A 26,450-nucleotide genomic window follows, 5' to 3' on the forward strand; every position below is an offset into this window, starting at 1 on the left:
GCGACTGGTCGCTCATCAGGAGACTTTCGCCATGCGACTCTGAAGAACCGTTTGTGGCCGGCTGCTGCCTGATGGCGCTCAAGGCTGGATTGCGCTGCCGCCGAGGATCTGCATCAAAGTCTTCGCGTTTCGCTGCCCCTGGTCTTCCCAATTGTTGTTCTCTACACCGACGAGCGTTACCGACGACGCCGGAAGGCCGTGAGCGACCCTCCTCGGCCGCTCAGTGCATCGATCGAAGGCGACGGCTTTCGATTGGCGGATTCAACCGGTCGATGCAACACACTGAAGACTGCGCAAGCAGCAGGAGTGTTGCAAATGAAGCAGAGACGCCGGATTTATTACAGTGAGACGCAGAAAGCGCTGATGTGGGAACGTTGGCGCAACGGCGAATCTCTGCAGAAGATCGCCCAGCTCTTTGATCGTAACCACTCGTCGGTTCAGGGGATTCTGGCTGAGACAGGCGGGATCCAGCCGCCACAAAGGCACCGCTCGGGATTGGCGTTGACGCTGGAGGAGCGCGAAGAGATCTCGCGAGGGCTTGTGGCTGACGATTCGATCCAGTCAATTGCAAAACGACTTTCGCGAGCGCCTTCCACCATCTGTCGTGAGATCAAACGTAACAGCGGACCAGACGGTTATCGGGCGACCTACGCCGATCAGCTTGCATGGGATCGGGCACAGCGTCCCAAAGCCTGTAAACTGGTTGAGCACCGGATGCTGGCGCAGATGGTTGCAGGCAAGCTCCAGTTACAGTGGTCACCGCAGCAGATTGCCGGATGGCTCAGGCGGGCGTATCCAGATGACGAGGACCACCACGTGTCTCACGAGACGATCTATCGCAGTCTCTTCATCCAGGCCCGTGGTGCCCTGAAGAAGGAGTTGCTGGTGCATTTACGGCGTACCCGTGCCATGCGCCGGTCGCGCCACCACACACAGAAGACGGACGATCACGGCAGGATTCGGGACACCGTATCAATCAGCGAACGCCCCGCGAGTGTTAAAGACCGCGCGGTACCCGGGCATTGGGAAGGTGATCTGCTGTGCGGCAGCGGAAGCAGCCAGATAGCAACGCTTGTCGAGCGTCAGACACGCTATGTCATGCTGGTCAGGATCCCCTGCAAGGATAGCGAAACGGTCATCAATGCACTCATCAAACATGCCAGCAAGTTGCCCCAGGAACTCTATAGATCGCTGACATGGGATCGGGGAACAGAGATGGCCGGGCACAAACGCTTCACCGTCGCCACTGATATCCAGGTCTACTTCTGCGACCCCCAGCATCCATGGCAACGTGGATCGAACGAAAATACAAACGGGCTGTTAAGGCAGTACTTCCCGAAAGGCACCGACCTGTCAGCGTATTCGCAGGCTAAACTCAATGCCGTGTCAAGACGATTGAACGAGCGTCCGAGAAAGACACTGGGCTACGAAACGCCTGCCGAACGGTTCCAGCAAACTATTGCATCGACCGGTTGAATCCGCCCGTTACTATCGGACCATCAATCGATGGCCAATGAGACGCAGGACTATGCGATTTTTCATTACTCGCAGAAGCGGCCGAGAGGGCAGAACTATAGTTCTCCACGTTTGTCGCTTGACGCCTGATCATCGCTCTTGTCAGCTCGTTTTTCCACAGAACATCTTGCCTCCGAGGCAATGCGAGTTGAGAAGACTCCAATCTCTCGACTAAAACAGTGTCGCCTTGGATCGAGAATCGGTAGGACGGATTTGGCGCGTAACTGGTGGTGATCCGCGCATCAGTACTTTGGGCCGCGCGATCCCTATGAGGCACTCCGCACGCGCCTTCCGGAACAGGTCTTTACTCTCGCGCATGCCTCGTCCACGGCCACGCAGATTTCTTTTAAGCGTTGGCACCACCATCGACGGTCAGCGTCGAGCCGGTGACGTAGCTTGCGCTGGCACTCGCGAGGAATACCACCGCCTGCGCGATGTCCGCGCCTTTGCCATAGTCGCCCGTCGCCGTCAGCGATTTCAATGTCGATGCAAACGGACCTTCGACCGGGTTCATGTCGGTATCGATCGAACCCGGCTGAACCAGATTCGCCGTAATACCCAGTGGCCCTAGCTCTCTCGCAAGGCCTTGGGTGAAGGCCACGAGCGCGGATTTTGAACCCGCATATACTCCGAGCACCGACGCCGGAACCCGATCGGCAAAGTAGCTTCCGATCGAAATGATCCGCCCGCCGGTCTTGAGATGAGGAATCGCCGCCTTTGCAGTTATGATCGGCGCACGCACGTTGACGTTGAGGGTCGCATCGATGTCTTCGATCGAAATATCTCTTACGTTACCCATTCGAAGAATGCCGGCATTGTTGACCAGGATGTCGAGCCCGCCCAGCGTTTCGACCGTCTTCTGCAGCGACGCTTGAATCGCCGATGCATCTGCGCTGTCGGCCTGGATGGCAACGCCACGTCGGCCTTCCGCTTCGATCGCCTTCACGACACTAGCGGCCTGCTCCGCCGATTTTTCATAGGTGATCGCCACATCTGCGCCGGCTGCTGCCAAGGCCTTCGCGATTTCAGCCCCGATTCCCCTGCTTGCTCCCGTTACCAGAGCGCGTTTTCCACTCAGCGTCATTACAATCTCCTTGGTGTGTAAAACGATACAGACGGTTATAAATTGCCGTCTGCCTGTGTTAACAATCAAATTTCATCGCCGCAAAACGCGACGCTTCAAGGCGCCATCTGATCAAGCGCACCCTTGCCCTTCACGGGTTTGTCAGCCCCGGCGAAAAAGAGCCTGAACCTCGGCATACGGCACAGGCGTGTCATCGAGCGATTCAGAGCGACCACTCTCCAGGAATTCGCGTGCGATGGCCTTCGCTTTACCGAGCACGACTTGCGAGATGCCGCTGCCCGCACTGAGCCGACGAACCCCTTGCTTACCGAGCGTCGCGGCATCGGCAAGCCCGGGAACCGCCATGACGTTAAGCGGTATCCGGATCGAGCCGGCTATCGTCTCGATATCGGACGTATGCACAAGTGCAGGAAGAAAAAGACCATCCGCGCCCGCCGATGTATACAGCTTCCCTCGTGCGATCGACTCTTCCGGCTGCGTCGATTTCTCGACAAGGCTTGCCAGAAAAACGTCGCTGCGTGCGTTAATGAAGAGTTCCGAACCGGACTTCGCAACGGCACGCTTGATCGCCTCGATCTTGGAAGCGAGAAGCGACGCTGCGTCCGGGCCGTCCTCGATATTGATGCCGGCAATTCCTAGCTCCACCAGCCGCATGACATGGTCCGCAACCGTTTTCGGGTCGTCGGAATAGCCGTTTTCAATATCGACTGACAGTGGCACCTTCAGAACGCGGATGATGCGTCGAACAGTGGCTACAACCTCATCGAAGGGAAGAACCCGTCCGTCCGGATAACCCAGTGCCCATGCGAACCCTGCGCTGGTCGTCGCGATTGCCGGAGCGCCTAGCGCTTCGACAAGACGTGCACTCCCGGCGTCCCACACATTCGGTAACCGTAGCGGCGATGCATTGCGGTGCAACTGATGAAATGTGCTTGCGTGAGACATTGTTGTTCCTCCTTGCGGATCAGGTAAGGCCAGCGCGAAGAGAGCCCAAATACCGGCATCGTGCACAGTCTTCGTCCGGCGATTGCATCAATGATTAACTGGCAACGCTCACGCAGCGACAACGCGCTTCGCCGTATTTGAGAACGACGCAATGCGACGCGTTGCAAGCCCGGACACGACGATTGCGATGACCACCGGAACGCTGGCGAGGTAGCCCAGGTTGTGAGTGCCGATGAGCGGAATCATGGCTGCACCGAGGGCGCCCGCGATCGACACACCCACGTAGGTCGCCGACGTATTCAGACCGACCAGCACGGAGGTCATCGGCGGATTGAGGCTCGCGAGTCGAAACTGTTGCGGCACCAGTACACCCCATGCACAGGCTCCCCAGATCGTGACCGCGATTGCCGCACTCGAAAGGTGTGCGCCGGTGATCGGCATCGTGAGGATGACGATGGCGACGATAGAGAGTTTGATCACGACGACCTTGTGCGAGCCGATCCTGTCGAGAATGCGTCCGGTCAGCAGATTCGAACAGGTGCCCGCAAGCCCCCATAGCACCAGCAGTCCGCCGAGCAACACTGCGCTGTGACCCGTCGCACGGTCGAACACGACGGAGAAGTAGCTGAACATGATGAAGGTACCGATCTGCGCCAGCACCGTCGTGGCAAGCGTGAGTCCGACGCGGGAATCCGTGACCGGAGACAGACGCCCGGTGAGCGAGATGGCGGGCGGCAGCGGGACTTCGGGCAAAAACGCCAGGATACCGGCGAACGCAGCAGCGCCCAGCACGGCGACCATCACCAAAGTCCAGTGCCAGCCCGCAAGCCCGCCGATCACCGCACCGATCGGCGAGCCTAGCGCAGTCGCCGTCGTCAGGCCGGCAACGATGATCGACAACGCATATCCGCGACGCTCGGGCGGCACGAGCGATGCACCGGTTCCGCTGGCAGTCGGTGAGAACATTGCTGCACCAAGACCGGCAAAAGCCCGCGTGGCCAACGCGATGCCGAAGTTTGGCGCAACGATGGTACCGAGATTGGCGATGACGAACAGCCCGATACCGCTGAGCAACAGACGCTTGCGCGCAACGTTGGCAGCCAGCGCCGCGATGGTCGGACCGAGTAGTGCGTAGCTCAGTGCATAGACACTGATCAGCTGGCCGGAAGCGCCGATGCTAACGCCGAACGAGTGAGCAATTTCCGGCAGGATGCCCGCGAAGACAAAGCTGTCGGTGCCAAGCGCGAACATGCCAAGTGCGAGTGTTAGAAGGCGGCGATCCATGGGGACTTCTCCGTAAAGATGGCGAGTAGAGTTGCTTGACGAAACTATAGGTAAGTCGCGCGGGCCGCACTACCAGGCGGAAGTGGGAAGCTGTTCCCCACAAAACGGACAGGTGGATTGCCGCGCACATTGCTGCTACGCGGCACGAAGCGGCAAGTAGGCGCACGTAGGCGCACAAAACGCGCCCCTACGAGTCAGTTCGTCTGGGCGACGTGCTGCTCAGGAGCGTCCCATCCGCCTCCCAGCGAACGGAACGTTCTCACCGCAGCGCGGGCAGCGTCTGCCTTCGTCGCATCGAGATCGTTGCGGGCATCGAGAAGCTGTCGATCGGCATCGAGCACATCGGTCAGCGTGATCGAACCTGCGCGATACGCCTTCTCCGAGAGATCGCGCGCCTTCATCAACGAGTCGACCTCCTGCTGGATTTCCTGCAAACGGATCTCCGTTTGAGAAAGCGTCATCAAGGCGTCTTCGACGTCCTCAGTCGCCTTGAGCGCTGCCTCGCGATACTGCGCGAGTGCTTCCGCATACGATCCGCGCGCATTCCTGACCTCGGCATCGACCTTGCCGAAATCGAAAAGACGCCATTGCAGCGCGCCTGTCCCGACAGGCTGGAACGACTTCGCACTGAGGAAGCCGCTGCCGGTGATGCTGTCGAATCCCAATGCGCCGGCGAGCGAAATCTTCGGGTAATACTCGGAAAGTGCCGCGCCGATCGCTTCGTTCGAGGCGGCCAGATGACGCTCTGCAGCAATGATGTCAGGGCGACGTCGCAGCACATCGACGGGCTGATCCATACGTCCGATCGCGGGAACCTCCGGAATCGCGCCAGCGTGCGCGCCGAGTTCCACCGCATAGGTGCCCGGCTGCGCGCCCATCAGCACATCGAGGCGATTCAATTGAGCTTCGAGCGTCACCCGTAAACTCGGGACAGTGGCCCGTGCCTGACGCAACAGGGCTTCCGCCTGTGCGACTTCGCGCGCGTCGGCGGCACCGGCCTGCTTGCGCGCTTTCACGAGTTCGAGCAGATGTGCATCGGTATCCACCTGATCCTGCGTGACTGCCAGTGCCGCCTGCAGTCCTCTGATTTGCAGATACGCGTCCGCGGCGTCGGCCGCCACTGTTACGCGCGTTCCAAGTTGCGCAGCCTCGGCGGCCTGTTCTTCGTCAGTGGCGGCTGCATGCGTGCGCCTCAAGCCGCCGGCCAGATCGATTTCCCAGCTTGCAGTCGCACCCGCGACATATTCCTTCTGGTTGCGACTGTAATTGGGGAATGCGCTCGCGAGCGTGCCTAGAGGACTCTGGACACTCTGATGCTCTGCCGAATACGACGCGTTGGCATCGACGGTAGGAAGCAGTTGCGCACCCGCTGCCTGAGCCGCAGCGCGCGACTGCGCAACCCGTGCGATCGAAGCCTGAATACTCAGGTTTTGAGCCAGCGCGCGCTGTACCAGCTTGACCAGTTCTGGGTCGTCGAACCCGGTCCACCAGCTATCGAGTTTCGGTGCCGGCAGCGTCGTCTGGCGGTCAGCGACTGTCTTCGCGTTGTGGAACGATGTCATCTCGATGTCGGGCGCGACATAGTCCGGTCCGACGGCACAGCCCGCAAGGAAAGCGCTGACGATCAGACTGCCCATGATCGCTTTCGATGTTCTGGATATGACGGTGTTCATTTCACTTCTCCTCTACCGAGTTGCCGGGGCAACGCTGGCGTGTCCTTGATGCCAAGCTTGCGAACGAAGGCATAAAACGCAGGCGTGAACGCAAGCCCGAAGAGCGTCACGCCGAGCATGCCGAAGAACACCGTCGTGCCGAGCGACTGCCGCATTTCCGAGCCTGCCCCGCTTGCGATGGCAAGTGGCGCGACCCCTGCAATAAACGCGAACGACGTCATCAGGATCGGGCGCAGTCGCACGTGGGCTGCATGGACCGCCGCGTCCTCCGCACCGACACCGTCCTCCTCCTGGCGCTGCTTCGCGAACTCGACAATCAGGATCGCGTTCTTCGCCGCGAGCCCCACAAGGACGACAAAACCGATTTGCGCGAGGATGTCGATCGGCATCCCTCTAACGTTCAGTCCAATCGCGGCTGCGAGAAGACACATCGGAACGATCAGAACGATCGCGAGCGGTGTTTTCCAACTTTCATACTGCGCGGCAAGGACCAGAAAGACGAACAACGCAGACGCCGCGAAGATCACGAGCGGCGACATGGTCTGCTCTTTTTGCTGATGAGCCAGGTCGGTCCACTCATAGGAGACCCCGTTCGGAAGCACCTGATCCGCGAGATGTTCCATATGCTCGATCGCGTCTCCCGATGAGTAGCCTGGCCCGGCCGCGCCCATGATTTCTGCGGCGGGATGAATGTTGTAGCGAGGCACCCGATAGGGTTCGGTCACGTTCTGGAATGTCGCGACACTGCTGACAGGCACCATTTCACCGGCCGCATTGCGGACCTTGAGACGGCCGATATCCTCCGGCGTCTGACGGAATGCCTGATCGCCCTGCACCCGAACCTGATACGTGCGGCCCATGAAGTTGAAATCGTTCACGTACTGGGAGCCGAGATAGAGGTTCATCGTCGAAAACACATCGGTTGGCGTGAGACCGACTTTCTCTGCTTTCAGGCGATCGATATCCGTGAACACGGACGGTGCTCCGGCGTTGTATAGCGTAAAGACGCCGCCGAATACCTTGTCCTTGTTAGCCGCTGCGACCAGAACATTAGCGGCCTTTGCGAGTGCCTGCGGACCCACGCCACCGCGATCTTCGAGCATCAGCTTGAAGCCACCCGCTGAACCCAGTCCCTGAACCGGCGGTGGATTGACCACGACGACGACCGCATCCTTGACGACCGAGACCCGCTTGCGCAGCGTGACCAGCATCGATGCTGCGTTGACGCCTGGGACGTGCTTCCCATAGAGCGAGGGAAGTCCATAGAAAAGCGTACCCACGTTAGGCGCGGTGGTGCCCGTCGTCACATCGAAACCTGCCACCGGCGACGTATGCGTGACACCCTTCATTCCCGGCGTATTCAGAACGATGTCGTTGATCTCCCGGATCACCTTGTCGGTGCGCTCGAGGCTCGAACCTGGCGGAAGGAATGCAATGACGGCCTGATATCCGATGTCCTGATCCGGAATAAAACCCGTTGGCATCCTCGACATCTGGAATGCAGTCGCAGCAATCAGCCCTGCATAGACGATCAGCATCACAGTCGTCGCGCGGACGAAACGGCCGGTCAGCTTTCCATACCTGGACGACAACCATTCGAACGACAGGTTGAATCGTCCAAAGACTGCATGGTGAAGGCGGCCGAGCATACTGGCTCCGCCGTGAGGTTTCTCCATCGCATGAGGCTTGAGAAGCACGGCACAAAGTGCGGGACTCAGCGTGAGAGAAACGAAGCACGAGATGACGGTGGATGCCGCAATCGTAATCGCGAACTGCTTGAAGAAAAGACCGGAGATGCCGGACATCAAGGCCGTGGGACCGAACACTGCGCACAGCGTGAGCGCGATGGCAATGATCGCGGTCGAGACCTCGTTCATCGTTTGATGCGCCGCTTCTCGTGGTGACATGCCACGCGCCATATTCCGTTCGACGTTCTCGACCACTACGATTGCATCGTCCACGACGATCCCAACGGCGAGGACCAGTCCGAACAGTGAAAGGTTGTTAATCGACGCGCCGAACAGCGAAAGGATCGTGAAGGTTCCGACCAGCGAAACCGGAATCGCGACGACCGGAATGATCGTGGCGTGCCAGTTCTGAAGGAACAGATACACCACCCCCACCACCAGTAGCACGGCAATGGCGATCGTTTTGGCGACTTCTTCGATGGACTGACCGACGAACGTCGTGGGGTCGTAGATCTTGATGTAGTCGATGCCGGGCGGGAAGCTCTTCCTTAGTTCCGCCATCTTTTTCCAGACGGCATGCTCGACCTGCACGACGTTCGCATCGGGCGTAGCAATCACGAACCAGGGCGTCGACGCGTAGCGGTCTGCATAAGCCTTGGAACCGTAATCGACCGAGCCCAGTTCCGCGCGACCGATATCGCGAATCCGGGTAACACGACCCTGCGAGTCAGACTTGACGACGATATCGCCGAACTGCTTGGGCGTCTTGAGACGACCCAGCGCATCGACGTTGATCTGGTAAGCACCGGTGCCTTTATTCGAAACGGGCGGTTGATTGAGGACGCCCGCCGACAAGGGCGCGTTCTGTGAGCGAAGTGCCGCCAGAATTTCGGTGGCGCTGATGTTGTACGACGCAGCCTTGTCCGGATCGATCCAGATCCGCATTGCGTACTGCCGCTCGCCGAATAGCTGGAAGTCCGACACGCCCGGCAGACGCGCGATCTGGTCGCGGATCTTGAGCATATAGTTCGACATGTACTCAGGACTGCGTGATCCGTCGGGCGAGTAGACGTGTACGCCGAGCAGAAGGGCCTGAATCGTCTTCTTCACCTGGACGCCTTGCAGCTGCACGTCCTGCGGCAAGCGCGACAAGGTATCTTCGACGCGGCTACGTGTCAGCAGCAGCGCAGTGTCCGGGTTCGTGCCGACCTTGAAGATCACCGTGATCGTCAGCTGACCGTTACCCGTCGACTGGCTCGAAATGTAGTCCATGTTCTCGACGCCGTTGATGGACTGTTCAAGCGGCGTTGCAACGGTGCGGGCAATGGTATCGGCCGACGCACCCGGATACGACGTCGTAATCTGGATCGTCGTGGGAACGATGTTCGGATATTGGGCCACGGGCAACGACATCATGGTTGCCAGACCGATCAGAACCACGAATATGTTGAGCACCGCTGCAAAACGTGGGTGCTCGATAAAGAAGTGAGTCAGTTTCATGATGCCGCTCCTTCGTTACCCTGCTCCGTCGAGAACCTTATCGTTCCGGCTTGCGGGGAAATCTTCGCGCCGGGATGGACAGCCGCAATGCCGTCGATCACGACGCGATCAGTCGGCTTCAATCCAGAGCGGATGATTCGCAGACCGCCGCGGAGATCGCCTGTCTCGACCTTCCTCGGCGTGGCCACGTTGTCGTCTCCAACGACGTAGACCATGTGGTCCGTCTGGTCCTCGAGTACGGCGGCGTCGGGCACGAGCAATGTCGGTTGCGGTGCAGTCGTTGCGAGCCGGACACGGGCAAAGCCTCCGGGCGTCAACGACAGATCGCTATTGGGAATGGTTGCGCGCGCGTGGATGGTCCCGCTCGACCGGTCGAGCGCGTTGTCGATGAAATTAAGAGTGCCGGTGCGGGTGAAACCGCTATCGCCGGTCGGCGAAATATTCACCGTGTCGGCCAGCGGCCCTCTCTGCGTTCCACGCGAGCGCTGGAATGCGGCGTAGTCGTTTTCGCTGATATCGAAATCCAGATGGACCGGATCGAGCGAAACGATGGTCGCGAGCAGCGTCGTTGGGCCGCTACCTGCGCGGCTGCCGGACACCAGATTGCCGGTCGACACCTGGTGCGTGCCGATGCGGCCGGTGAACGGTGCCGTGATCTTGCAGCGATCCAGGTCGAACCTGGCGTCGCGAACCAGCGCATTTGCATTGTCGACGGCCGCTTGAGCCGCACGCTGCTCGGCGACTTTCTGATCGACGTTCTCGACCGTGCCTGCCTCCGAGCGCTGCAATTCCTGAGCGCGGGCGAGCTGCCGCGTTGCGAGTGCCAGTCGGGCATTCGCGGATTCCAGTTCGGCTGTCGCTTCACTCAGTTTGATCTGATACGGTTCTGGGTCGATCTCGAAGAGCAGATCGCCTTTATGCACGATGTCGCCGTCCCTGAAGTTGATCTGGGTAAGCGTGCCACCGACCTGCGCACGCAATTCGACGCGGTTCACCGCTGAGAACTGGCCAAAGAACGCGAGCCGGCCTTCGATATCGCGCTGCAATGGCGCACTGACTGCAACGGACGGCGGCGACGGCACGGCAACAGGAGCCGAACTCGACGAATGCAGGCGAAACGCCGTCGCGGCCACGGCGATGACGACAACGGCCGCGACGCCTTTACCGACCCATCGAACGGCGCCGGCGTTTGCCGAGCGTTCCGGAGCAGCGCTCCGTGTCTCGGACTGATCGATTTGAATGTTCATCGTATTCCTAAGTATGGATACAGGCTGGACAACGGCGTCGTATGCCTTGACTCGCCCGTGAGGTGATCCTTCCTTGCTGTCTTGCAGGAAGGCAGCGCCAATAATCCGGAAGCTGGCCGCGTTCCGGGTATGTCCCGTGACATCTACCGGCTAAGTTTCGTGACGCAACTATAGGTAACGCAGTTGCGTCACACTACTGGCCGAAATCGGGAAGCTGTTCCCCATAAACTGATTAAGTTGCATGACGCAACTTGCGCTACGATATGGTCCATCATGTACAGAAAACGCTTCGATGGAATGGACTGTTCGGTCGCTCGCGCCCTCGACGAGGTCGGCGAGTGGTGGACGCTGCTGATCGTTCGCGAATGCACGCAGGGCAGCAGGCGCTTCGACGAGTTTCAGAGCGGGCTCGGTATCGCCCGCAATATCCTGACGGCGCGCCTTGAGCGCTTGATCGAGCTGGAGATTCTCGAACGTTTCCCCCTTGCAGAACGCGCGAATACGTTCGGTTACCGGTTGACCTCGAAAGGGGCAGACCTGTACCCGGTGCTGGTCGCACTCATGCAATGGGGCGACAAGTGGCTAGCGCGAAATGGCAAACCGCCGATCGAACTGGTGGAACATGCAAGCGGGCATCGCGTAGAAGCCGTGGAGGTTCGCGCACCTAGCGGGCAAGCATTGAAATACCAGGACGTGCGGTTTGCGCCCGGGCCAGGCGCGACGAAGGCGACGCGAGAGGTCATCGAGAACCGGAACGACCGGGTACTCGGCAATCAGGATGATGAATCATAAGTGGCGAAAGCGGGAAAGATGCTATGACCGCTTTTGCTTGCCGAATCTGGAAAGCGACTCTCTGAGTTTGGGCGCCGCAAAGTCGATGAAGTGACGTAGCTTTATCGCCATCAGGTTTCTGGACACATGCACCAGATGAACCGGCACCGGATCGATTTCAAACTCGGACAGGAGTATCTCGAGTTGTCCGTTTCGAACCGCTTCATCGGCATCGTGTTCGAAGACGAAGGTGATGCCGGCATTGTCCATCGCGGCGCTGACGGCAGCGTCCGGCGACGTGACCTCGAGCCGGGCTTTCACTTCGAGCATATAGATCTTGTTGCTCGCAGGAAGACGGAAGCGCCACGGCGACAGATACGGGCTGTTGAAGACGACACACGAATACTTCACGAGGTCGTCGGGTTCGCGCGGGAGTGAATGCTTTGCCAGGAAGTCCGGACTCCCGCAGACGATCGGCCGCAATGAACCAATACGCGTGGCGATCATATTGCTGTCCGGAAGCTCTCCGATCCGCACTGCGAGATCGGCGTGCGAATCGATGAGGTCGATGTTCCGGTCTGAAAGCAGCAGTCGAACGGTGATGTCCGGGTATTGCGCGAGGAACTGGTTGATGACAGGCAAGACATGCAGGCGACCCAGCTGCACAGGTGCCGTCACCACGAGTTCTCCTCTCGCCGTCGAAAACTCACCCGTGGCTTCATGCTCCTGTTCACGCACGAGATCGAGGATGCGCCGGGCCGCCGCCACATACGACATCCCCGCTTCGGTCAGGGTCAGCTTTCGGGTGGTGCGTATGAGCAAGCGGGTTCCGAGCAGCTCCTCGAGATCGGCCACCTTGCGAGTGAGCGTGCTAACAGGTATTTTCAGTTGACGCGCTGCTGCCGAGAGGCTGCCTCCGTCCACAGCAGTCAGCAACATTTCCATCGCTTCAAGTCGGTCCAAGGCGCTTGCTCACGTAAGGTTCAGGTCGCAGTATTGTATGAGATACAAACATCCCTCGCTGCACAATGACCGGGCGCTTCGCGGCGGTTGTGCGGCGCCGGTTCACGGAAACACAACTCATGGGAGACGCCAATGTATGCACAGGCTATCGCGCAATGCGTTCAGGCAGTAAGAGCAATGGAGACCTACCTCGACAAGGCCGAGCGCACTGCACATGCGAAGAAGTTCGATGTCGCGGTTCTGCTATCGACTCGCCTTGCCCCAGACATGGGCGGGTTGCTCTATCAGATACAAAGCGCTTGCGACTATTTGAAGGGCGGAGCCGCGTGGCTTTCCGGACAGCAGCCACCGCGGCATGAGGACAATGAACACACGCTCGACGAAGCGCGTGCACGCATTCGCAAGACGATCGACTTCGCCGAAAGTGTAGCTGTGGACCAGTACGCGGACGCCGCGAATCGAATCGTCCAGGTGTCGTGGGTGCCCAGTAAGCTAACGGGTGAAAACTATTTGCTGCAGATCGTGATTCCGAATGTCTACTTCCATGTATCTATGGCTTACGCGATCTTGCGCACGAATGGGGTCGACCTCGGGAAAATGGATTTCATCGGTCCGGTCAATTCTGTTGATCTTTGAGCAACACTCTTCCTTGGTCGCAACTCGAAAACCTGCCGCTAACTCCTGCGTCTCCGACCCAAACAAGACTTTTTCAACACAATCCAATCGAAAGCGGACTTTGAACTGCAAGAGCTGACCGCCCGCTTCGGGTCGCAAGTACTCGTTCGCTTTCCGTGGGACGAGTCATTCGCGACCACAGACCTGTGAATGACAGGAAAGCGCCCCATACCCGCCTGACCGGCACCGATGCTCGAATGACGGCTCAGGCCGGCGGATTCAACCGGTCGATGCAATAGTTTGCTGGAACCGTTCGGCAGGCGTTTCGTAGCCCAGTGTCTTTCTCGGACGCTCGTTCAATCGTCTTGCCACGGCATTGAGTTTAGCCTGCGAATACGCTGACAGGTCGGTGCCTTTCGGGAAGTACTGCCTTAACAGCCCGTTTGTATTTTCGTTCGATCCACGTTGCCATGGATGCTGGGGGTCGCAGAAGTAGACCTGGATATCAGTGGCGACGGTGAAGCGTTTGTGCCCGGCCATCTCTGTTCCCCGATCCCATGTCAGCGATCTATAGAGTTCCTGGGGCAACTTGCTGGCATGTTTGATGAGTGCATTGATGACCGTTTCGCTATCCTTGCAGGGGATCCTGACCAGCATGACATAGCGTGTCTGACGCTCGACAAGCGTTGCTATCTGGCTGCTTCCGCTGCCGCACAGCAGATCACCTTCCCAATGCCCGGGTACCGCGCGGTCTTTAACACTCGCGGGGCGTTCGCTGATTGATACGGTGTCCCGAATCCTGCCGTGATCGTCCGTCTTCTGTGTGTGGTGGCGCGACCGGCGCATGGCACGGGTACGCCGTAAATGCACCAGCAACTCCTTCTTCAGGGCACCACGGGCCTGGATGAAGAGACTGCGATAGATCGTCTCGTGAGACACGTGGTGGTCCTCGTCATCTGGATACGCCCGCCTGAGCCATCCGGCAATCTGCTGCGGTGACCACTGTAACTGGAGCTTGCCTGCAACCATCTGCGCCAGCATCCGGTGCTCAACCAGTTTACAGGCTTTGGGACGCTGTGCCCGATCCCATGCAAGCTGATCGGCGTAGGTCGCCCGATAACCGTCTGGTCCGCTGTTACGTTTGATCTCACGACAGATGGTGGAAGGCGCTCGCGAAAGTCGTTTTGCAATTGACTGGATCGAATCGTCAGCCACAAGCCCTCGCGAGATCTCTTCGCGCTCCTCCAGCGTCAACGCCAATCCCGAGCGGTGCCTTTGTGGCGGCTGGATCCCGCCTGTCTCAGCCAGAATCCCCTGAACCGACGAGTGGTTACGATCAAAGAGCTGGGCGATCTTCTGCAGAGATTCGCCGTTGCGCCAACGTTCCCACATCAGCGCTTTCTGCGTCTCACTGTAATAAATCCGGCGTCTCTGCTTCATTTGCAACACTCCTGCTGCTTGCGCAGTCTTCAGTGTGTTGCATCGACCGGTTGAATCCGCCCCGAACCGCTGCCACCGGGGAATCGGCTCGGATGACCGGACCACTCAGTTACCCGCCGTTGAGCCCGGACAGCGTGACCGGCAGAAGTGGGTTGGATTCGGCCGACCGCGTCGGGCGGCAGCCGGCCAGGAAGTGTCATTCGCCGCTACTGTTGACCAGACATTTAGACGTCGGTTCTGCAGCCGCCAGCGGCCATTGGCCACCGGAACACAACTGATCTTCCTGGTCCGCCTTCTTCGGGTTCGGTATATCTACAGCCTTGGTTTGGACCTTCCCTTGTTTCCCTTATGGTTACCGCGTTCTGACCTGGCGAAGTGGCACAAAAGTCCCCATAAGAAGGTGCCAAACGCTGAGATATCGGCATGCATGCGCGACGCCAACTGCTATTCTTCAGACACGGCGACTCACGCGTCTCCGGTCGGCTCCGCGGGTCGTTGGCGGCCATTCCGCATGCATGCGGAAAGGGGGCTGTATGTCACGTGCAGAACCACCGCGGTCCGCGCGACGCGCACCGCATCGTCAACAGTCAAACGGACGCATCTGGCTCGCCATTGGCATTTCGCTGACTGGACTTTGCCTGACACCCGTGGCGTTCGCGGCGGGCAGCCTGCCGCAGGGCGGCCGTTACGTCGCCGGCACGGGCACGATAGCGGGCGCGGGCAACAGCCTCGTGATCACCCAACCCGGTTCGACCCGCGGTGTGATCGACTGGAACAGCTTTTCGGTCGGCGGGAACAACAGCGTTACGTTCGTCAACGGCACGGGCGCGACCTTGAACAGGGTCACGGGCGGCTCGCCGTCGGCCATCCTCGGCAGACTCGGCGCAACAGGCAGCGTGTATGTGATCAATCCGCAGGGCATCGTCGTGGGGCCATCGGGCGTGATCAGCACGGGAGGCCGATTCGTCGCGTCTACACTCGATGTCTGCAACTGTGCGTTCATGAAGGGTGGCGCGCTCACGCTGTCGGGAGATTCCAATGCGAGCGTGATCAACCTGGGCAAAATCAGTTCGAGCGGCGGCGATGTGTTCCTGATCGCGCGACAGGCGGTCGTCAACGCGGGCACTATCAAAGCGCCTGCCGGCACGGTGGAACTGGCGGCAGGCGGTCAGGTGCTGTTGCAGGACTCGACCAGCAGCAGACAGGTTTTCGTGCAGACGGGCAGCGATGGTTTGGTCGTCAACGGGGGACGCATCGCAGCCGCCCAGATCAGCCTCCAGGCCGCCGATGGCAACGTGTATGCGCTCGCCGGCGGTGGCGCGCGCATCCGCGCGACGGGCACGGCGAACCGCGACGGACATGTGTGGCTCGTCGCCGACAGCGGCCGGGTCGAGCGGTCGGGCGTGATCACGGCCAGGAACGCCGACGGCAGCGGCGGGACGGTCGATACCGACGCGGCACAACTGGCGTTCGGCAGGCACGCGGTGGTCGATGCAGGCCAATGGAATCTCTCGACGCCCGCTTTCACCATCGATGATGTCGCAGCGCATGCGTTGCAGCGCAGTCTGAACGCGGGCACTTCGGTCGACGTGACCACGACGGGCGCGAACGGCGCAACGGGCGACCTCGGCGTCGCGTCGAGCCTGCGCTGGTCCGGTCCGGCTTCGCTCACGCTTGCCGCGTACCACGATGTCTCGGTAGCGACGGGTACGACCATCGCGAACTCCGGTGCGGGCAACCTGACGTTGCGCGCCGACGCGTCGGGAACTGACAACGGTGGCAGCGTCATCAACAACGGCACGATCGACTGGTCGAAGAGTACGGGCATCGTCAGCGCGCTCTACGATATGAACGGTAGTTACAGCCCCGGCACGCTTGTCGCCAATCCGGTATGGAGCGCACCGCTTTACAGCGGGCTCGTGACACAGATAACTGGTTATCAACTCGTCAATTCGATCACGGACTTGCAGAACATCCAGAACAATCTGGCCGGCAATTACGCACTCGGCAAGGACATCGATGGGAGCAATTTCGCGTTCGTAACGCTCGCTGGTCCTCCCTTCCCTGGGAGTCCGGTTATGTTCATTCCGGTTATGTTCACGGGCCAGTTCGACGGTATGTGGCATACGATTTCCAACGTCTTGCCAAGCGATGTCGCGATATTTGGTGATATTGGCGCAACCGGTGTCGTGCGCGACGTGAACGTCAACTCGAACGTGAGCCTCACGGCTCCCTTTGAAACCTTACCCCTCGGCGCCGGGATACTGGCCTTTTATAACTACGGAACGATCGCCAACGTCTTTACCTCCGGGGCCTTTGGCACACAGGTCAGCAATTCATACACCGAGATCGCCGGACTTGTCGCTGAGAACGACGGGCTGATCGCGCGCTCGGGCAGCAGCGCAACCCTCCAGGGGGGCAGTGCCGCCGGGCTGGCCCTCACTAACGGAGGCACGATCACTGAGTCATACACAACCGGATCGGTCACCGGATCTGAACGTTCCTACGTCTCCGCGGGAGGACTTGTGTTGGACAATGAAAGCGCAACGTACGTGGGACACGGAGAAACGATCAACCAAGGAACGATCACTCAGTCTTTCGTTGCGGGTCCCGTGAGTTCGGGCACGACCGGCGGTTCGACCACGACCGGCGGCATCTGCGCACCCGCTTGCGGTGGCATCATTGGGAGCGACGTTTACTGGAACGTACAGACAACCGGACAGTCGTCGAGCGGCGGCAACCTGCCAGCGTCGAACGGGCTCACTACGGCCCAGATGAGCGACCCGGCCAGTTTTGTTGGCTGGGACTTCGGGCCGAACGGCGCATGGACGATGCCGCCCGGAGCGACGCACCCCGTTCTGACCTGGCAAGTCACCGGGCACTGAACCTTAGCCACCGTACCGACGCTTGCATGAGCGTCTGCCGCGTCGCGAGACGCGGCAGACAGATTTTTCGCGAGTTTCGCCCTGCCGTGGTCGTTCTTCCCGGCGGATGACATGCACCGATTCACGCAGAGCGTACGACCGAAAGCCGTCTTGCTACCCGTACGCATGGCCGGGAATCGCGAACGTTCGTTGGCGAAGCACATCCGGCCAACGATCCGCCTGACACCGATCAATTGGAAGGCCGATATACTCTGCGAACCGCCATTCAGTCGGCGACAGCCCGAGCGGCCGAGAAGGGTCGTGAAGCGCCATTCGTGCCCGGCCGAGGTGTCCCGTGAATTCAGCGATTCTGAGCGACCGGGCTATTCACCTGAATGGTGACCTTATGCACGGCGTTTAGTGAAGTCATGCATACACAAAGGGGCACCGTTGCCGGTGCCTCGTCGTGTTTAGTGGCCAGCGCTCTGGCCGCCGTCGACGTGCAGGATCTCGCCAGTCACGAATGGCGCGGAGTCGAGATACAGCACAGCGTCGGCTATATCGCTCATTTCGCCCATGTGTCCGACGGGGTGCAGCGCGCCCAGCGCCTCGTGGTTTTCCGGCGCGTGCATTGGCGTTTTGATAAGGCCCGGCGACACCGCGTTCACGCGGATGCCAGCCTTTGCGTATTCGATCGCGAGCGACTTGGTGGCCGCATTCAGGCCGCCCTTCGTCAGCGATGCGAGTACGGACGGCACACCGGAAATCGCATGGTCCACGAGGCTCGTCGTGACCTGCACGACGTGACCACTCCTGTTCTTCTCCATTTCCGCGATCGCGAGTTGCGAAATATGAAAGAAGCCGTTCAGGTTCACGTTCAGGACGGCGGCATAGTCTTCAGCCGTGTATTGCGTGAACGGCTTGGCGATGAAAATGCCCGCGTTGTTAACGAGCGTGTCAATGCGCTCGAAACGCCTGATGGCTTCGGATACGACGCGCTTTGCGACTTCACGGTCGCCGATATTGCCGGCAACCGTCACCATGTTGGGATCGTCGGATGGCTTGATGGAGCGCGCCGTCGCGACGACGCGATAGTCGCGCTGACGAAATGCCTTGACCAGTTCTGCACCGATACCGTGCGATGCACCAGTGACAATAACTACTTTCTGTGAGTTGCTCATTATCCACCTCGAAACAAGTTGATTGGCTGTATCTAAAGTGGCCCGACACCGCCATGGCCGATGGTCATCGCTTCCCGGTCGCCCGCCTCCATCCGGGCTGAACGGCAGCAGCAAGCGCCTTCACGGTGGTGTTGCGTCCGGTTAGTCCTCAGGCGCGCCGTGCGATTCAGGCGACGCAATTGCACGTCCATAACGGAACTCGTGTAGGGCCAGAGTTCCTCGATCCGCTAAGGGAAGGGAAGTTTGCTGGGCTGATGAGCGTGAAGTAGCTTTTGCGCGGGGACGAGAGCTCTTGAGTGTCGCCCTCCTATGGCGCTGCCGGCCCCCGTCACCGCCCAGCCGGACGCGAGCGACAGTCGGAACTCTGCGCTGCACTACGTCAGCAGCCGAATCTGTTCTCGCCAATCCAAACGGTTTGGTCTTCCGGACCCGTCTATTTGGACTAGTTCGCGATCGCGCCGAGTATCCCATTGAGTATAGATGCAGGCGACCAGAGCAAAAACGTGAATTTTCAGAAGCCAGCGGCCGGTGGCTATGCCGGGGTGGCACGGTCCGTGCCCGCGCGATTGACCCACAGGGGCAGGCCAGTTGTCCCGTCAGCGCACGCGTTTGGGGGCGTCGGCTGCCATCGGAAATATATTTGAGCCAAGATTCGCGTCCCGTCAGGCAGAAGCCGGCCGAGTTGTGTGAAAACGCAAAAGTACTCGGTTTTCGGGTGTCGCTTTACCCTTCCCACGTCACTGCCAAGCCAATACAGCGCGATCTGAAGGGCCGATTTTTTCGAGAACCTCATTCAACACGCGTTTTCACACATCTCGGCCACTTTCGGCCACTCGACAGGCTGCCTCAGATTGCTGACAATTCGATCCAGCGCGATGCTTTGAGAGCGACCATCGTGGCTGTGCCAAACTATAGAATCTAGTCAACGAGCGGACTAATGCTGATGAATGAGCGTTACAGCGTGGAAACCTTGAAAGGGACAGTGGTGCTTATCCAAGAACGTTTTCACACGTCGATTACACACTCCGAGCGGCTTGCTGCCGCTGCACTTAATGGCATCGATGCACATGGGCTTGACCCTGATGATTGGCCCACCGTGGTAGCCACTGTCGATGTCGTTGTCCGAGCTTGGATTTCCAGCGATGAAGCAGCTCCTGTAGGTATCGCTGATAATTAAATGGACTTTTCCTTTCAATCTAGATGGAAAGAAGAATTGGTTTGCATCTGCCCGCTCGGGAAGTTGGTGCTTGAGATGCCAATGGGTGTTCCATCTGTCTATATCCCCTCGGAACAAGCTTGGCAAGACTCCGCACCAGCGTGGGCATTGCCATATTGGCAAGCGTTGCATTCGCAATTAGTGAAGTGGTGTGCCGATCATGGATTTCCGCTGTATGTCGATAACTCTGCAAGCGTCTTTGCTGCGTGAACAGCGTGGCCGATGACCCTCGTGGGAACGGCCGCTATCGGTAAACCTGAAGGTCCGCTGAGGGTCGGAAGTGTGAGTTCGCGATGCCGGAAGCTGTCGCCCGGCTGCTCGATACCGCTACCGTCGGCAATCCATCACATTGCCGACGTAGAATCCAGCCCGCCCTATGGTCGGCATTGGGCGAACTGTACTCGACGGTCCTCGGGCGGATTTCCGATGCACGCCATTCATTCGGGTGACGGTTTCGCAGGATGGGTGAGCGGCGACAACTTGCCCGCTTCGCTGGAAAAAGGCGCGACAGAAAGTGGCCGCACGAATGCGCGTGCAACATTACGTCGTGCGACCAGCGCTGACTGCACTAGAGTTCAGTTTGTTCGGAAATCTCCAGCGCGTCATCGACTTCAATGCCAAGATACCTGATTGTGCTTTAATCTTGCCTCTTTCGAATCTCGAGTGGGTGGACTGCCGGGTCAAGTGCGGGCGCAAGCCCGGCGTAGCGAACACTTGACGCGCGTGGGGTAAATAAGCTGGTGCAAGGCTGGTTGCGGCAGAATGCGGTAATCAGCCCTGCAAGACCAAGCGAACTATGACGAACCAAACCCAGCTGTTTGAAGCCGCCTTGGGAATCAAGGCACCGTGGTATGTGCAAGGCGTCGATTTCGGCACGGAACTGACGATTGCCGTGGACTTTGTCGCAGGCAGCCGGTTTGCCTACCCCGGGGTGCCGGGCGAACACCCGGTGCACGACACGGTCATCAAACGGCTGCGGCACCTCAACTTTTTCCAGTTCGACTGTTATCTGGAGGTGCGCGTGCCGCGTGTGCGCCTGCCGGACGGCTCGGTGCGGCTCGCAGAGCCTGACTGGATGGGCAAGCTGGATGGCTTTACGCTGCTGTTTGAAGCGCTCGTGCTGACGCTGTGCCGGGAGATGACATTTGCGGCGGTGGCTCGTCTGGTGAATCTGTCGTGGTATCGCGTGAAGGCCATCTGTGATCGGTACGTGGATTTGGCCGTGGCCGCGACTGACTTGTCCGACGTCACCGCGGTGGCCATTGACGAAACCTCGTGCCGACGGGGGCATGACTATGTCTCACTGGTCGCCGACATGGACGCCAGGCGTGTGGTCTTCGTCACGCCAGGCAAGGATGCAGGCGTTGTCGAGCGCTTTGCCAGTCACCTGGAGGAACACAACGCAACGCCTGCGCAGATCAAATCGGTGAGCATCGACATGTCGCCCGCCTTCATTAAGGGTGTGGACGAGCATCTGCCCGATGCGCGCGTGACGTTCGACAAGTTTCATGTAGTTGCGCACGCGTCCAAAGCGCTCGATGGTGTGCGCCGCGAGCAGCAGAAGACCGATCCCGCACTGAAGGGCATGCGCTGGTCGTTGCTCAAGGATGCCGACAGGCTCAATCTCGCGCAACTGACCGATCTCGAGGCGCTGATCAGCCAGTACACCACCAACCGCACGGCCCGTGCCTGGATGTACCGCGAGCAGCTGCGCGAGATTCTCGATCGCAAGCAAATCCATGTGGTCTCCAAGATGTTGCGCCGGTGGTGTAGCAACGTCATGCGTTCAAAGGTTGAACCCATGAAGGAGGTCGCACGCATGATCCTTCGTCATTTCGACGACATCGTTGCCTGGGCGCAGACACGCCAGACCAACGGTTTCATTGAAGCCTTCAATGGCCTGTTTCAAGCTGCCAAGCGCAAGGCGCGCGGATACGCCAGCTTCAAAACCATGCGAACCGTGCTGTTCCTCATCGCAGGCAAGCTCGACTTCTCGGCCTTCAACCCACATGCCTCGTAAGCCGCATTAGCCACTCCACTTTTGAAATAGCCTCAATCTTGCTATGGCCGAGCAACAACTGGACGGCTCTGAGATTCTTGGTCCGTTTGTAAATCAAGGTCGCCTTCGTACGGCGCATCGAATGGGTGCCGTAGACTGTCGGATCAAGTCCAGCTGCGCTCACCCATCGACTTATCATCCGGGCATACTGCCGGGTGGAAAGATGCGGGGACGCCGACAGTCGACTCGGGAAGAGGTACTGCTCCGATCGCAGGACGGCCTTGTCAAGCCACGCGCGGACTGCCGACCGGGTCGGCTCACTCAGCTCAAATTGGACGGGACGCTGGGTCTTTCGCTGAACGACTTGCGCCCGCGGCAAGACCTGATTGATGTGAGTGACATCGCGAACTCGCAGACTGACAAGATCGCAGCCACGCAGTTTACTGTCGATTGCGAGGTTGAACAAGGCAAGATCGCGGACAGCATGAGCGTTCTGAAGGTGGATCCGGATGGCCCAGACGTCTTTGGGTCTGAGCGGTGGCTTCTGGCCGACCAGCTTGCCTTTATTCCACGCTTCACGGGATTGTTCGGTCTTCATGGCAGACTCCCACAGGGAACGATGGGAGTTCCATTGTGAAACTACGCTCTCGCCACTGTTCACAATCGTGCCGATTGTTGCCGCCAGCGCATTCCCAACCATCGTGACTCAACGGCTGGTTCACATCGAAATTTGACCAGATGAGTGGCAGAGGCGTTTCGGCCTGAGCCGACATTCGAGCATGGGTGCCGGTCAGACGGGTATGGGGCGCTTTCCTGTCATCCACAGGTCGATTCAGCGAAACTGCCCGCTCCAGTGAGTCCCCCCATGCAGGCGCGTAACGACGGACGCCCCGGCATGCCGAACCGAGGGTTGGTATACTATCGCTTCAAAACCAATTGGTAGTTGATAAAAGATCGACAGCCAATCTTTCGCGTCTGGTGGCGGGCAGTTTGGCCGTGGCCCGCTGTCGGAGCCGCACGCAGCACATTGACGCGTATTGGAGCGTTCCCAGCCTTGCCGGGCGGCACTGGCTGTTGAAACCATGGAAGGTTGAGCCAAGTATGGAACCCAAGTTTTACCGCGGCTGGCACCTGGCCAAATCGGACACGGAGTACAAGGCTACGGAGTTCGAGTGGGCGTTGATCCGCTTTTACGAGTCGTTTTCGCGTTTTGTGCTGACCACGGGCATGATCACGATCGCGGCCGACGTTGATATCAAGTATCAGGAGCATGTGATCCTGCACGTGATCCGCATGCAGGATCGTCCGAAGAACAGCGCGACCATCGCGCGGCTGATGAATCGGGATGACATCCCGAACATTCAATACAGCTTGCGCAAGCTGGAATCGGCCGGCCTGATCGAAAAGCTCAAGGACAAGAACAGCAAGACCTACTCGTATACGGCGAGCGAGCTTGGCGTCAAGCTGACCGACGAATACAACAAGGTCCGGCAGGAGATTCTGGTCAAGCGTTTCGAGGAGATCAGCGACGTCGACGAGAAGTTCGAGCGCGGCGCGCGCTTCATGTCTCTCCTGACCGGCATTTACGAGGAAGCGGCTCGCGATTCGGCGACCATCACGCCCCAAACCGACGAGCCGCCGCCGAAGCCGAAGGCTTCGCGCAAGTCCGCTTAACCGGCAACCGCGGCCGCGCAAGTCACAGCGCCGGATGCAACCTGTGCCAGTCGCTAGCCTTCTGGTACGCCATGCCGGCGCGGCACAGCAGGGCTTCGGCGCCATGAGCCGCAACGAACTGGAAGCCAATTGGCAGGCCGCCCTGCGTGAGCCCGCATGGCAGTGCGATCGCGGGATGGCCGGTGGAGTTGAACGGTGCCGTGAACTGGATCAGGCGCGCATTGAGTTCCGGGTCCTGCGCGAGCGCGCCAAGCTGTTCATGTGTGGGCGCGGCGAACGGCTGCATCGGCACGAGCAGCAGATCGATCCCGCTCATGAGCCGGTTGATCTTTCCGCGTAGCGCGGCACGGTTCAACAGGACCTGCTGATACGCCATCCCACTGGTTTCGCGACCAATCTCGATCAGGCGCGTAAGCGCTGGCCCATAGTGCGCCGCGAGCCGCGGATAGGTGTCGGCATGGGCCACCGCCACTTCCACACCACAGTTGACCTGCCACTCGTCGACTACCGTGCGCACATCGGGAACGCGCACTTCGTCCACCTGAGCGCCGAGCGACTTCACCACTTCCACAACCCGCGCGAGCGCGTGCACGATGACGTCGTCGGTGCCATTGCTGTTCCACTCGGCATCGATGCCGATTCGCAGTCCGCCCAGATCGTGCGCGTCGTCCGGCAACACGAGTCTGGCCTCGGGCAACGAGGTTGGGTCGAGTGGATCGTGCCCGGCAATCGCACCAAGCAGCAGCGAGGCATCAGCTGCACTGCGCGCCATGGGGCCCGGATGATCGAGACTGGCGCCGAGTGCGAACACACCGTGACGACTCACCCGTCCCCACGTCGGCTTGATGCCGGTGAGACCGTTGGCTGCAGAGGGAAAACGGATCGAGCCGCCCGTATCGGTACCGAGCGACGCGTAGCATAGCCCCGCCGCCGTCGCGACGCCGGAGCCACTCGACGACGCGCCCGCCCAGTGCCCCGGATGCCACGGATTGACCGGCTCGGCGATCTCGGGGTGATGCGTTGCGAATGCGCCCTCCGTGAGCTGAAGTTTGCCGAGCACGATCGCGCCGGCATCGCGCAGCCGCTTGACGGCGGTCGCGTCTTCGGTCGGCACGAAGTTGCGATGAATGGTGGTGCCGGCGGCAGTCGGCGAACCCGCGCACCAGTACAGGTCCTTCACCGCCAGCGGTACGCCGTGCAGCGGCCCGAGCGCCTCACCATTCAGCACTTTTCGTTCGGCTTCGCGCGCGGATGCGAGCGCCTCGTCACGCATTACGAGTGCGTAGCTGTGCAGCGTGGGGTCGAGCCGCTCGATGCGTTCTAGCATCGCGGTCGTGACTTCCACGGGGGAGATCTCGCGCGTGGCGATCAGGCGCGCCAACTCGCGCACCTCCATGTAGTGCAGTCCGGAATGGGACATGGTCAATCTGCCTCCGTACTCAAAGTCCGAGCTCTGCGCGCTGCCGCGTGAGCGTATCGATCACGGCGTACATGATCTTGTGCGCGCAAGGCATCAGGTCGGGAATGTAGGTCGCGCCCATGCCGCCCAGCCCCTCGGCCACCGGCACCGGCGAGCCTTCGGCGGGCCATGGCCAGCCGATGCGCGCGGTCGGAATGCCGAAGCGGCGCAGCGCGGCACCGTCGGTCTGGCCGCCGAGCAGGTCGGGCGTCGGATGCGCACGCTGCTCGATATGCTCCCAGCCGCGCCGCGCGGACTGCACGATCCAGTTCGACGGGGACGTCGTGCCGCCGGGCACGGAGCCATACATTTCCCAGTCGAGATCGAAATCGGGATGACGCTCCCGTAGTGCCGCGACGAATGCGGCGAACTGCGCCTTCACTTCGCCCGGTGAGGTACGGGGATTGATGCGCACGTCGAAGAAAATCTCGGTGACGGCCGAAGGAAACGCCGGCCGCTCAGGCCAGCCCGCCCGCACGCCCGAGATCCAGCCGTGCGGCTTGACCGCGCCGGACGTATTGCGCTCGGCGTACTCGATCAGCCATTGCTCGAGTTCGAGTATCACGTGCGCGGCCGGCACGACCGAGCTGCGAAAGCCCGGCGTGTCGCGCGGCACGCCCGCGTAACCGAGTGTGCCCTTGACCTTCAGCTTGAACCAACCCATGCCGGGTTCTTCGTGATAGACCCAGTTCCAGGGCTTCATCACGATCGCGAAGTCGGGCGCTACGCCTCGGCTCAACAGGTGCGTGACGCCTGCGGACATGCCCGCGTGGTCGCGCGCGGCGAGATCGACGGGCATGCCGCCATCGGCCATCGCGACGATCAGGTCGCCGACCAGCGGCACGTCGGCCTCGATCAGAGCGGTCGCGACTTCGATCAGCGTGGCGATCATCCCTTTGGGGTTCGACGCGCCAAGGCCGTAGACCCAGTCACCTTCCATACGTGCGCGCGGCTTGAGGTCCGCGAAATCGGGCGGACCGATCCACGGGTCGTCGCTTTCGTCGCCCTCGAGATGGGTGTCGATGGGCGCGTAGAGCATCAGCGCGGCACCGCCGCCGCTGCCGCGTTTCTCGGCGACGACGTTGCCGGTGCGCTCGTTCATGGGTCGATAGCTTGCGCTCAGGCCGACGCTCGCCAGATGCCCGACCATGAACTGGCTCGCGTCGCGCGCGGCGCCGGTCGGGCTGTGAATGTCCGTGAGTTTGAACAGCAGCTGTTGCAGCCGCCGCGCGTCGAGCTTTGCGCAGGCCCGGTCGTACCAGGCCTGTTGCTCGGAAGAAAAGGGCAGTGACGTGGTGCTGACCACGATGGATACCTCCAGATTGCGTTGCG

At 60.1% G+C, this 26,450-nt stretch carries 20 protein-coding genes; 8 read left to right on the top strand and 12 right to left on the bottom strand.

Annotated features, from left to right (window positions below):
* Positions 1-315: 315 nt before the first annotated feature.
* Positions 316-1,476: an IS30 family transposase gene (locus OKW26_RS21110; protein ID WP_429355038.1), complete on the top strand. Its 1,161-nt coding sequence runs from the start codon at positions 316-318 to the stop codon at positions 1,474-1,476.
* Positions 1,477-1,861: 385 nt separating this feature from the next.
* On the opposite strand, the gene OKW26_RS21115 is transcribed toward OKW26_RS21110, so the two are convergent.
* From OKW26_RS21115 to OKW26_RS21140, 6 genes are all read right to left on the bottom strand, one after another.
* Entirely contained in the window at positions 1,862-2,599 is a 738-nt protein-coding gene (locus OKW26_RS21115; protein ID WP_429355039.1) for an SDR family oxidoreductase, read from the bottom strand.
* A gap of 141 nt (positions 2,600-2,740) precedes the next feature.
* Positions 2,741-3,544, bottom strand: a complete 804-nt coding sequence (locus OKW26_RS21120; protein ID WP_429355040.1) for an isocitrate lyase/PEP mutase family protein — start codon at positions 3,542-3,544, stop codon at positions 2,741-2,743.
* Positions 3,545-3,652: 108 nt separating this feature from the next.
* Positions 3,653-4,828: an MFS transporter gene (locus OKW26_RS21125; protein WP_429355041.1), complete on the bottom strand. Its 1,176-nt coding sequence runs from the start codon at positions 4,826-4,828 to the stop codon at positions 3,653-3,655.
* A gap of 194 nt (positions 4,829-5,022) precedes the next feature.
* Positions 5,023-6,501, bottom strand: a complete 1,479-nt coding sequence (locus tag OKW26_RS21130) for an efflux transporter outer membrane subunit (RefSeq protein WP_429355042.1) — start codon at positions 6,499-6,501, stop codon at positions 5,023-5,025.
* Entirely contained in the window at positions 6,498-9,689 is a 3,192-nt protein-coding gene (locus OKW26_RS21135) for an efflux RND transporter permease subunit (RefSeq protein ID WP_429355043.1), read from the bottom strand. The genes OKW26_RS21130 and OKW26_RS21135 overlap by 4 nt, the downstream gene beginning before the upstream one ends.
* Positions 9,686-10,936: an efflux RND transporter periplasmic adaptor subunit gene (locus OKW26_RS21140; RefSeq protein WP_429355044.1), complete on the bottom strand. Its 1,251-nt coding sequence runs from the start codon at positions 10,934-10,936 to the stop codon at positions 9,686-9,688. The genes OKW26_RS21135 and OKW26_RS21140 overlap by 4 nt, the downstream gene beginning before the upstream one ends.
* 273 nt (positions 10,937-11,209) lie before the next feature.
* On the opposite strand from OKW26_RS21140, the gene OKW26_RS21145 reads away from it, so the two are divergent.
* The gene (locus OKW26_RS21145; RefSeq protein ID WP_429355045.1) at positions 11,210-11,728 is read left to right on the top strand and encodes a winged helix-turn-helix transcriptional regulator; all 519 of its coding nucleotides are present in this window, start codon (positions 11,210-11,212) and stop codon (positions 11,726-11,728) included.
* A gap of 21 nt (positions 11,729-11,749) precedes the next feature.
* Here the strand turns inward: OKW26_RS21145 and OKW26_RS21150 are convergent, their stop codons facing one another.
* Entirely contained in the window at positions 11,750-12,652 is a 903-nt protein-coding gene (locus tag OKW26_RS21150) for a LysR family transcriptional regulator (RefSeq protein WP_429355046.1), read from the bottom strand.
* 150 nt (positions 12,653-12,802) lie between these two features.
* On the opposite strand from OKW26_RS21150, the gene OKW26_RS21155 reads away from it, so the two are divergent.
* Positions 12,803-13,306, top strand: coding sequence for a DUF1993 domain-containing protein (locus tag OKW26_RS21155; RefSeq protein WP_429355047.1), 504 nt, complete (start codon positions 12,803-12,805; stop codon positions 13,304-13,306).
* 258 nt (positions 13,307-13,564) lie between these two features.
* Here OKW26_RS21155 and OKW26_RS21160 read toward each other — a convergent pair whose 3' ends face one another.
* Positions 13,565-14,725 (bottom strand): IS30 family transposase, encoded by a 1,161-nt coding sequence (locus OKW26_RS21160; protein ID WP_429353579.1) that lies wholly within the window; start codon positions 14,723-14,725, stop codon positions 13,565-13,567.
* Positions 14,726-15,258: 533 nt separating this feature from the next.
* Between OKW26_RS21160 and OKW26_RS21165 the strand changes: the two genes are divergently transcribed.
* Positions 15,259-17,610: a filamentous hemagglutinin N-terminal domain-containing protein gene (locus tag OKW26_RS21165; protein WP_429353583.1), complete on the top strand. Its 2,352-nt coding sequence runs from the start codon at positions 15,259-15,261 to the stop codon at positions 17,608-17,610.
* 449 nt (positions 17,611-18,059) lie between these two features.
* Here OKW26_RS21165 and OKW26_RS21170 read toward each other — a convergent pair whose 3' ends face one another.
* Positions 18,060-18,773, bottom strand: coding sequence for an SDR family NAD(P)-dependent oxidoreductase (locus OKW26_RS21170; protein WP_429355268.1), 714 nt, complete (start codon positions 18,771-18,773; stop codon positions 18,060-18,062).
* 934 nt (positions 18,774-19,707) lie between these two features.
* On the opposite strand from OKW26_RS21170, the gene OKW26_RS21175 reads away from it, so the two are divergent.
* From OKW26_RS21175 to OKW26_RS21185, 3 genes are all read left to right on the top strand, one after another.
* Entirely contained in the window at positions 19,708-19,947 is a 240-nt protein-coding gene (locus tag OKW26_RS21175; RefSeq protein ID WP_429355048.1) for a hypothetical protein, read from the top strand.
* Positions 19,948-20,196, top strand: a complete 249-nt coding sequence (locus tag OKW26_RS21180) for a hypothetical protein (protein WP_429355049.1) — start codon at positions 19,948-19,950, stop codon at positions 20,194-20,196.
* A 586-nt stretch (positions 20,197-20,782) separates the two neighbouring features.
* Positions 20,783-22,006: an ISL3 family transposase gene (locus OKW26_RS21185; protein ID WP_429355050.1), complete on the top strand. Its 1,224-nt coding sequence runs from the start codon at positions 20,783-20,785 to the stop codon at positions 22,004-22,006.
* Here the strand turns inward: OKW26_RS21185 and OKW26_RS21190 are convergent.
* Positions 21,987-22,583, bottom strand: coding sequence for a tyrosine-type recombinase/integrase (locus OKW26_RS21190; RefSeq protein WP_429355051.1), 597 nt, complete (start codon positions 22,581-22,583; stop codon positions 21,987-21,989). The two genes, OKW26_RS21185 and OKW26_RS21190, sit on opposite strands and share 20 nt — an antisense overlap.
* A gap of 503 nt (positions 22,584-23,086) precedes the next feature.
* Here OKW26_RS21190 and OKW26_RS21195 point away from each other — a divergent pair.
* Positions 23,087-23,659, top strand: coding sequence for a winged helix DNA-binding protein (locus tag OKW26_RS21195; protein WP_184012166.1), 573 nt, complete (start codon positions 23,087-23,089; stop codon positions 23,657-23,659).
* Positions 23,660-23,681: 22 nt separating this feature from the next.
* Here the strand turns inward: OKW26_RS21195 and OKW26_RS21200 are convergent, their stop codons facing one another.
* Both OKW26_RS21200 and OKW26_RS21205 read right to left on the bottom strand, forming a co-directional pair.
* Positions 23,682-25,079 (bottom strand): amidase, encoded by a 1,398-nt coding sequence (locus OKW26_RS21200; protein ID WP_429355052.1) that lies wholly within the window; start codon positions 25,077-25,079, stop codon positions 23,682-23,684.
* Positions 25,080-25,098: 19 nt separating this feature from the next.
* Positions 25,099-26,424, bottom strand: a complete 1,326-nt coding sequence (locus OKW26_RS21205) for a M20 family metallopeptidase (RefSeq protein WP_429355053.1) — start codon at positions 26,422-26,424, stop codon at positions 25,099-25,101.
* Between the last annotated feature and the right edge of the window lie 26 nt (positions 26,425-26,450).

Source organism: Paraburkholderia sp. 32 (assembly GCF_050435345.1).
In the GTDB taxonomy this organism is placed as follows: Bacteria; Pseudomonadota; Gammaproteobacteria; order Burkholderiales; family Burkholderiaceae; genus Paraburkholderia; species Paraburkholderia tuberum.

Excerpts from the sequence above, each read along its gene's own strand:
- OKW26_RS21180 (WP_429355049.1), top strand. The coding sequence starts at position 19,948 with ATGGACTTTTCCTTTCAATCTAGATGGAAAGAAGAATTGGTTTGCATC.
- OKW26_RS21150 (WP_429355046.1), bottom strand. The coding sequence starts at position 12,652 with ATGGAAATGTTGCTGACTGCTGTGGACGGAGGCAGCCTCTCGGCAGCA.
- OKW26_RS21165 (WP_429353583.1), top strand. The coding sequence starts at position 15,259 with ATGTCACGTGCAGAACCACCGCGGTCCGCGCGACGCGCACCGCATCGT.
- OKW26_RS21190 (WP_429355051.1), bottom strand. The coding sequence starts at position 22,583 with ATGAAGACCGAACAATCCCGTGAAGCGTGGAATAAAGGCAAGCTGGTC.
- OKW26_RS21110 (WP_429355038.1), top strand. The coding sequence starts at position 316 with ATGAAGCAGAGACGCCGGATTTATTACAGTGAGACGCAGAAAGCGCTG.
- OKW26_RS21145 (WP_429355045.1), top strand. The coding sequence starts at position 11,210 with ATGTACAGAAAACGCTTCGATGGAATGGACTGTTCGGTCGCTCGCGCC.
- OKW26_RS21115 (WP_429355039.1), bottom strand. The coding sequence starts at position 2,599 with ATGACGCTGAGTGGAAAACGCGCTCTGGTAACGGGAGCAAGCAGGGGA.
- OKW26_RS21125 (WP_429355041.1), bottom strand. The coding sequence starts at position 4,828 with ATGGATCGCCGCCTTCTAACACTCGCACTTGGCATGTTCGCGCTTGGC.
- OKW26_RS21155 (WP_429355047.1), top strand. The coding sequence starts at position 12,803 with ATGTATGCACAGGCTATCGCGCAATGCGTTCAGGCAGTAAGAGCAATG.
- OKW26_RS21120 (WP_429355040.1), bottom strand. The coding sequence starts at position 3,544 with ATGTCTCACGCAAGCACATTTCATCAGTTGCACCGCAATGCATCGCCG.
- OKW26_RS21195 (WP_184012166.1), top strand. The coding sequence starts at position 23,087 with ATGGAACCCAAGTTTTACCGCGGCTGGCACCTGGCCAAATCGGACACG.
- OKW26_RS21200 (WP_429355052.1), bottom strand. The coding sequence starts at position 25,079 with ATGTCCCATTCCGGACTGCACTACATGGAGGTGCGCGAGTTGGCGCGC.
- OKW26_RS21185 (WP_429355050.1), top strand. The coding sequence starts at position 20,783 with ATGACGAACCAAACCCAGCTGTTTGAAGCCGCCTTGGGAATCAAGGCA.
- OKW26_RS21175 (WP_429355048.1), top strand. The coding sequence starts at position 19,708 with ATGCTGATGAATGAGCGTTACAGCGTGGAAACCTTGAAAGGGACAGTG.
- OKW26_RS21140 (WP_429355044.1), bottom strand. The coding sequence starts at position 10,936 with ATGAACATTCAAATCGATCAGTCCGAGACACGGAGCGCTGCTCCGGAA.
- OKW26_RS21135 (WP_429355043.1), bottom strand. The coding sequence starts at position 9,689 with ATGAAACTGACTCACTTCTTTATCGAGCACCCACGTTTTGCAGCGGTG.
- OKW26_RS21130 (WP_429355042.1), bottom strand. The coding sequence starts at position 6,501 with ATGAACACCGTCATATCCAGAACATCGAAAGCGATCATGGGCAGTCTG.
- OKW26_RS21160 (WP_429353579.1), bottom strand. The coding sequence starts at position 14,725 with ATGAAGCAGAGACGCCGGATTTATTACAGTGAGACGCAGAAAGCGCTG.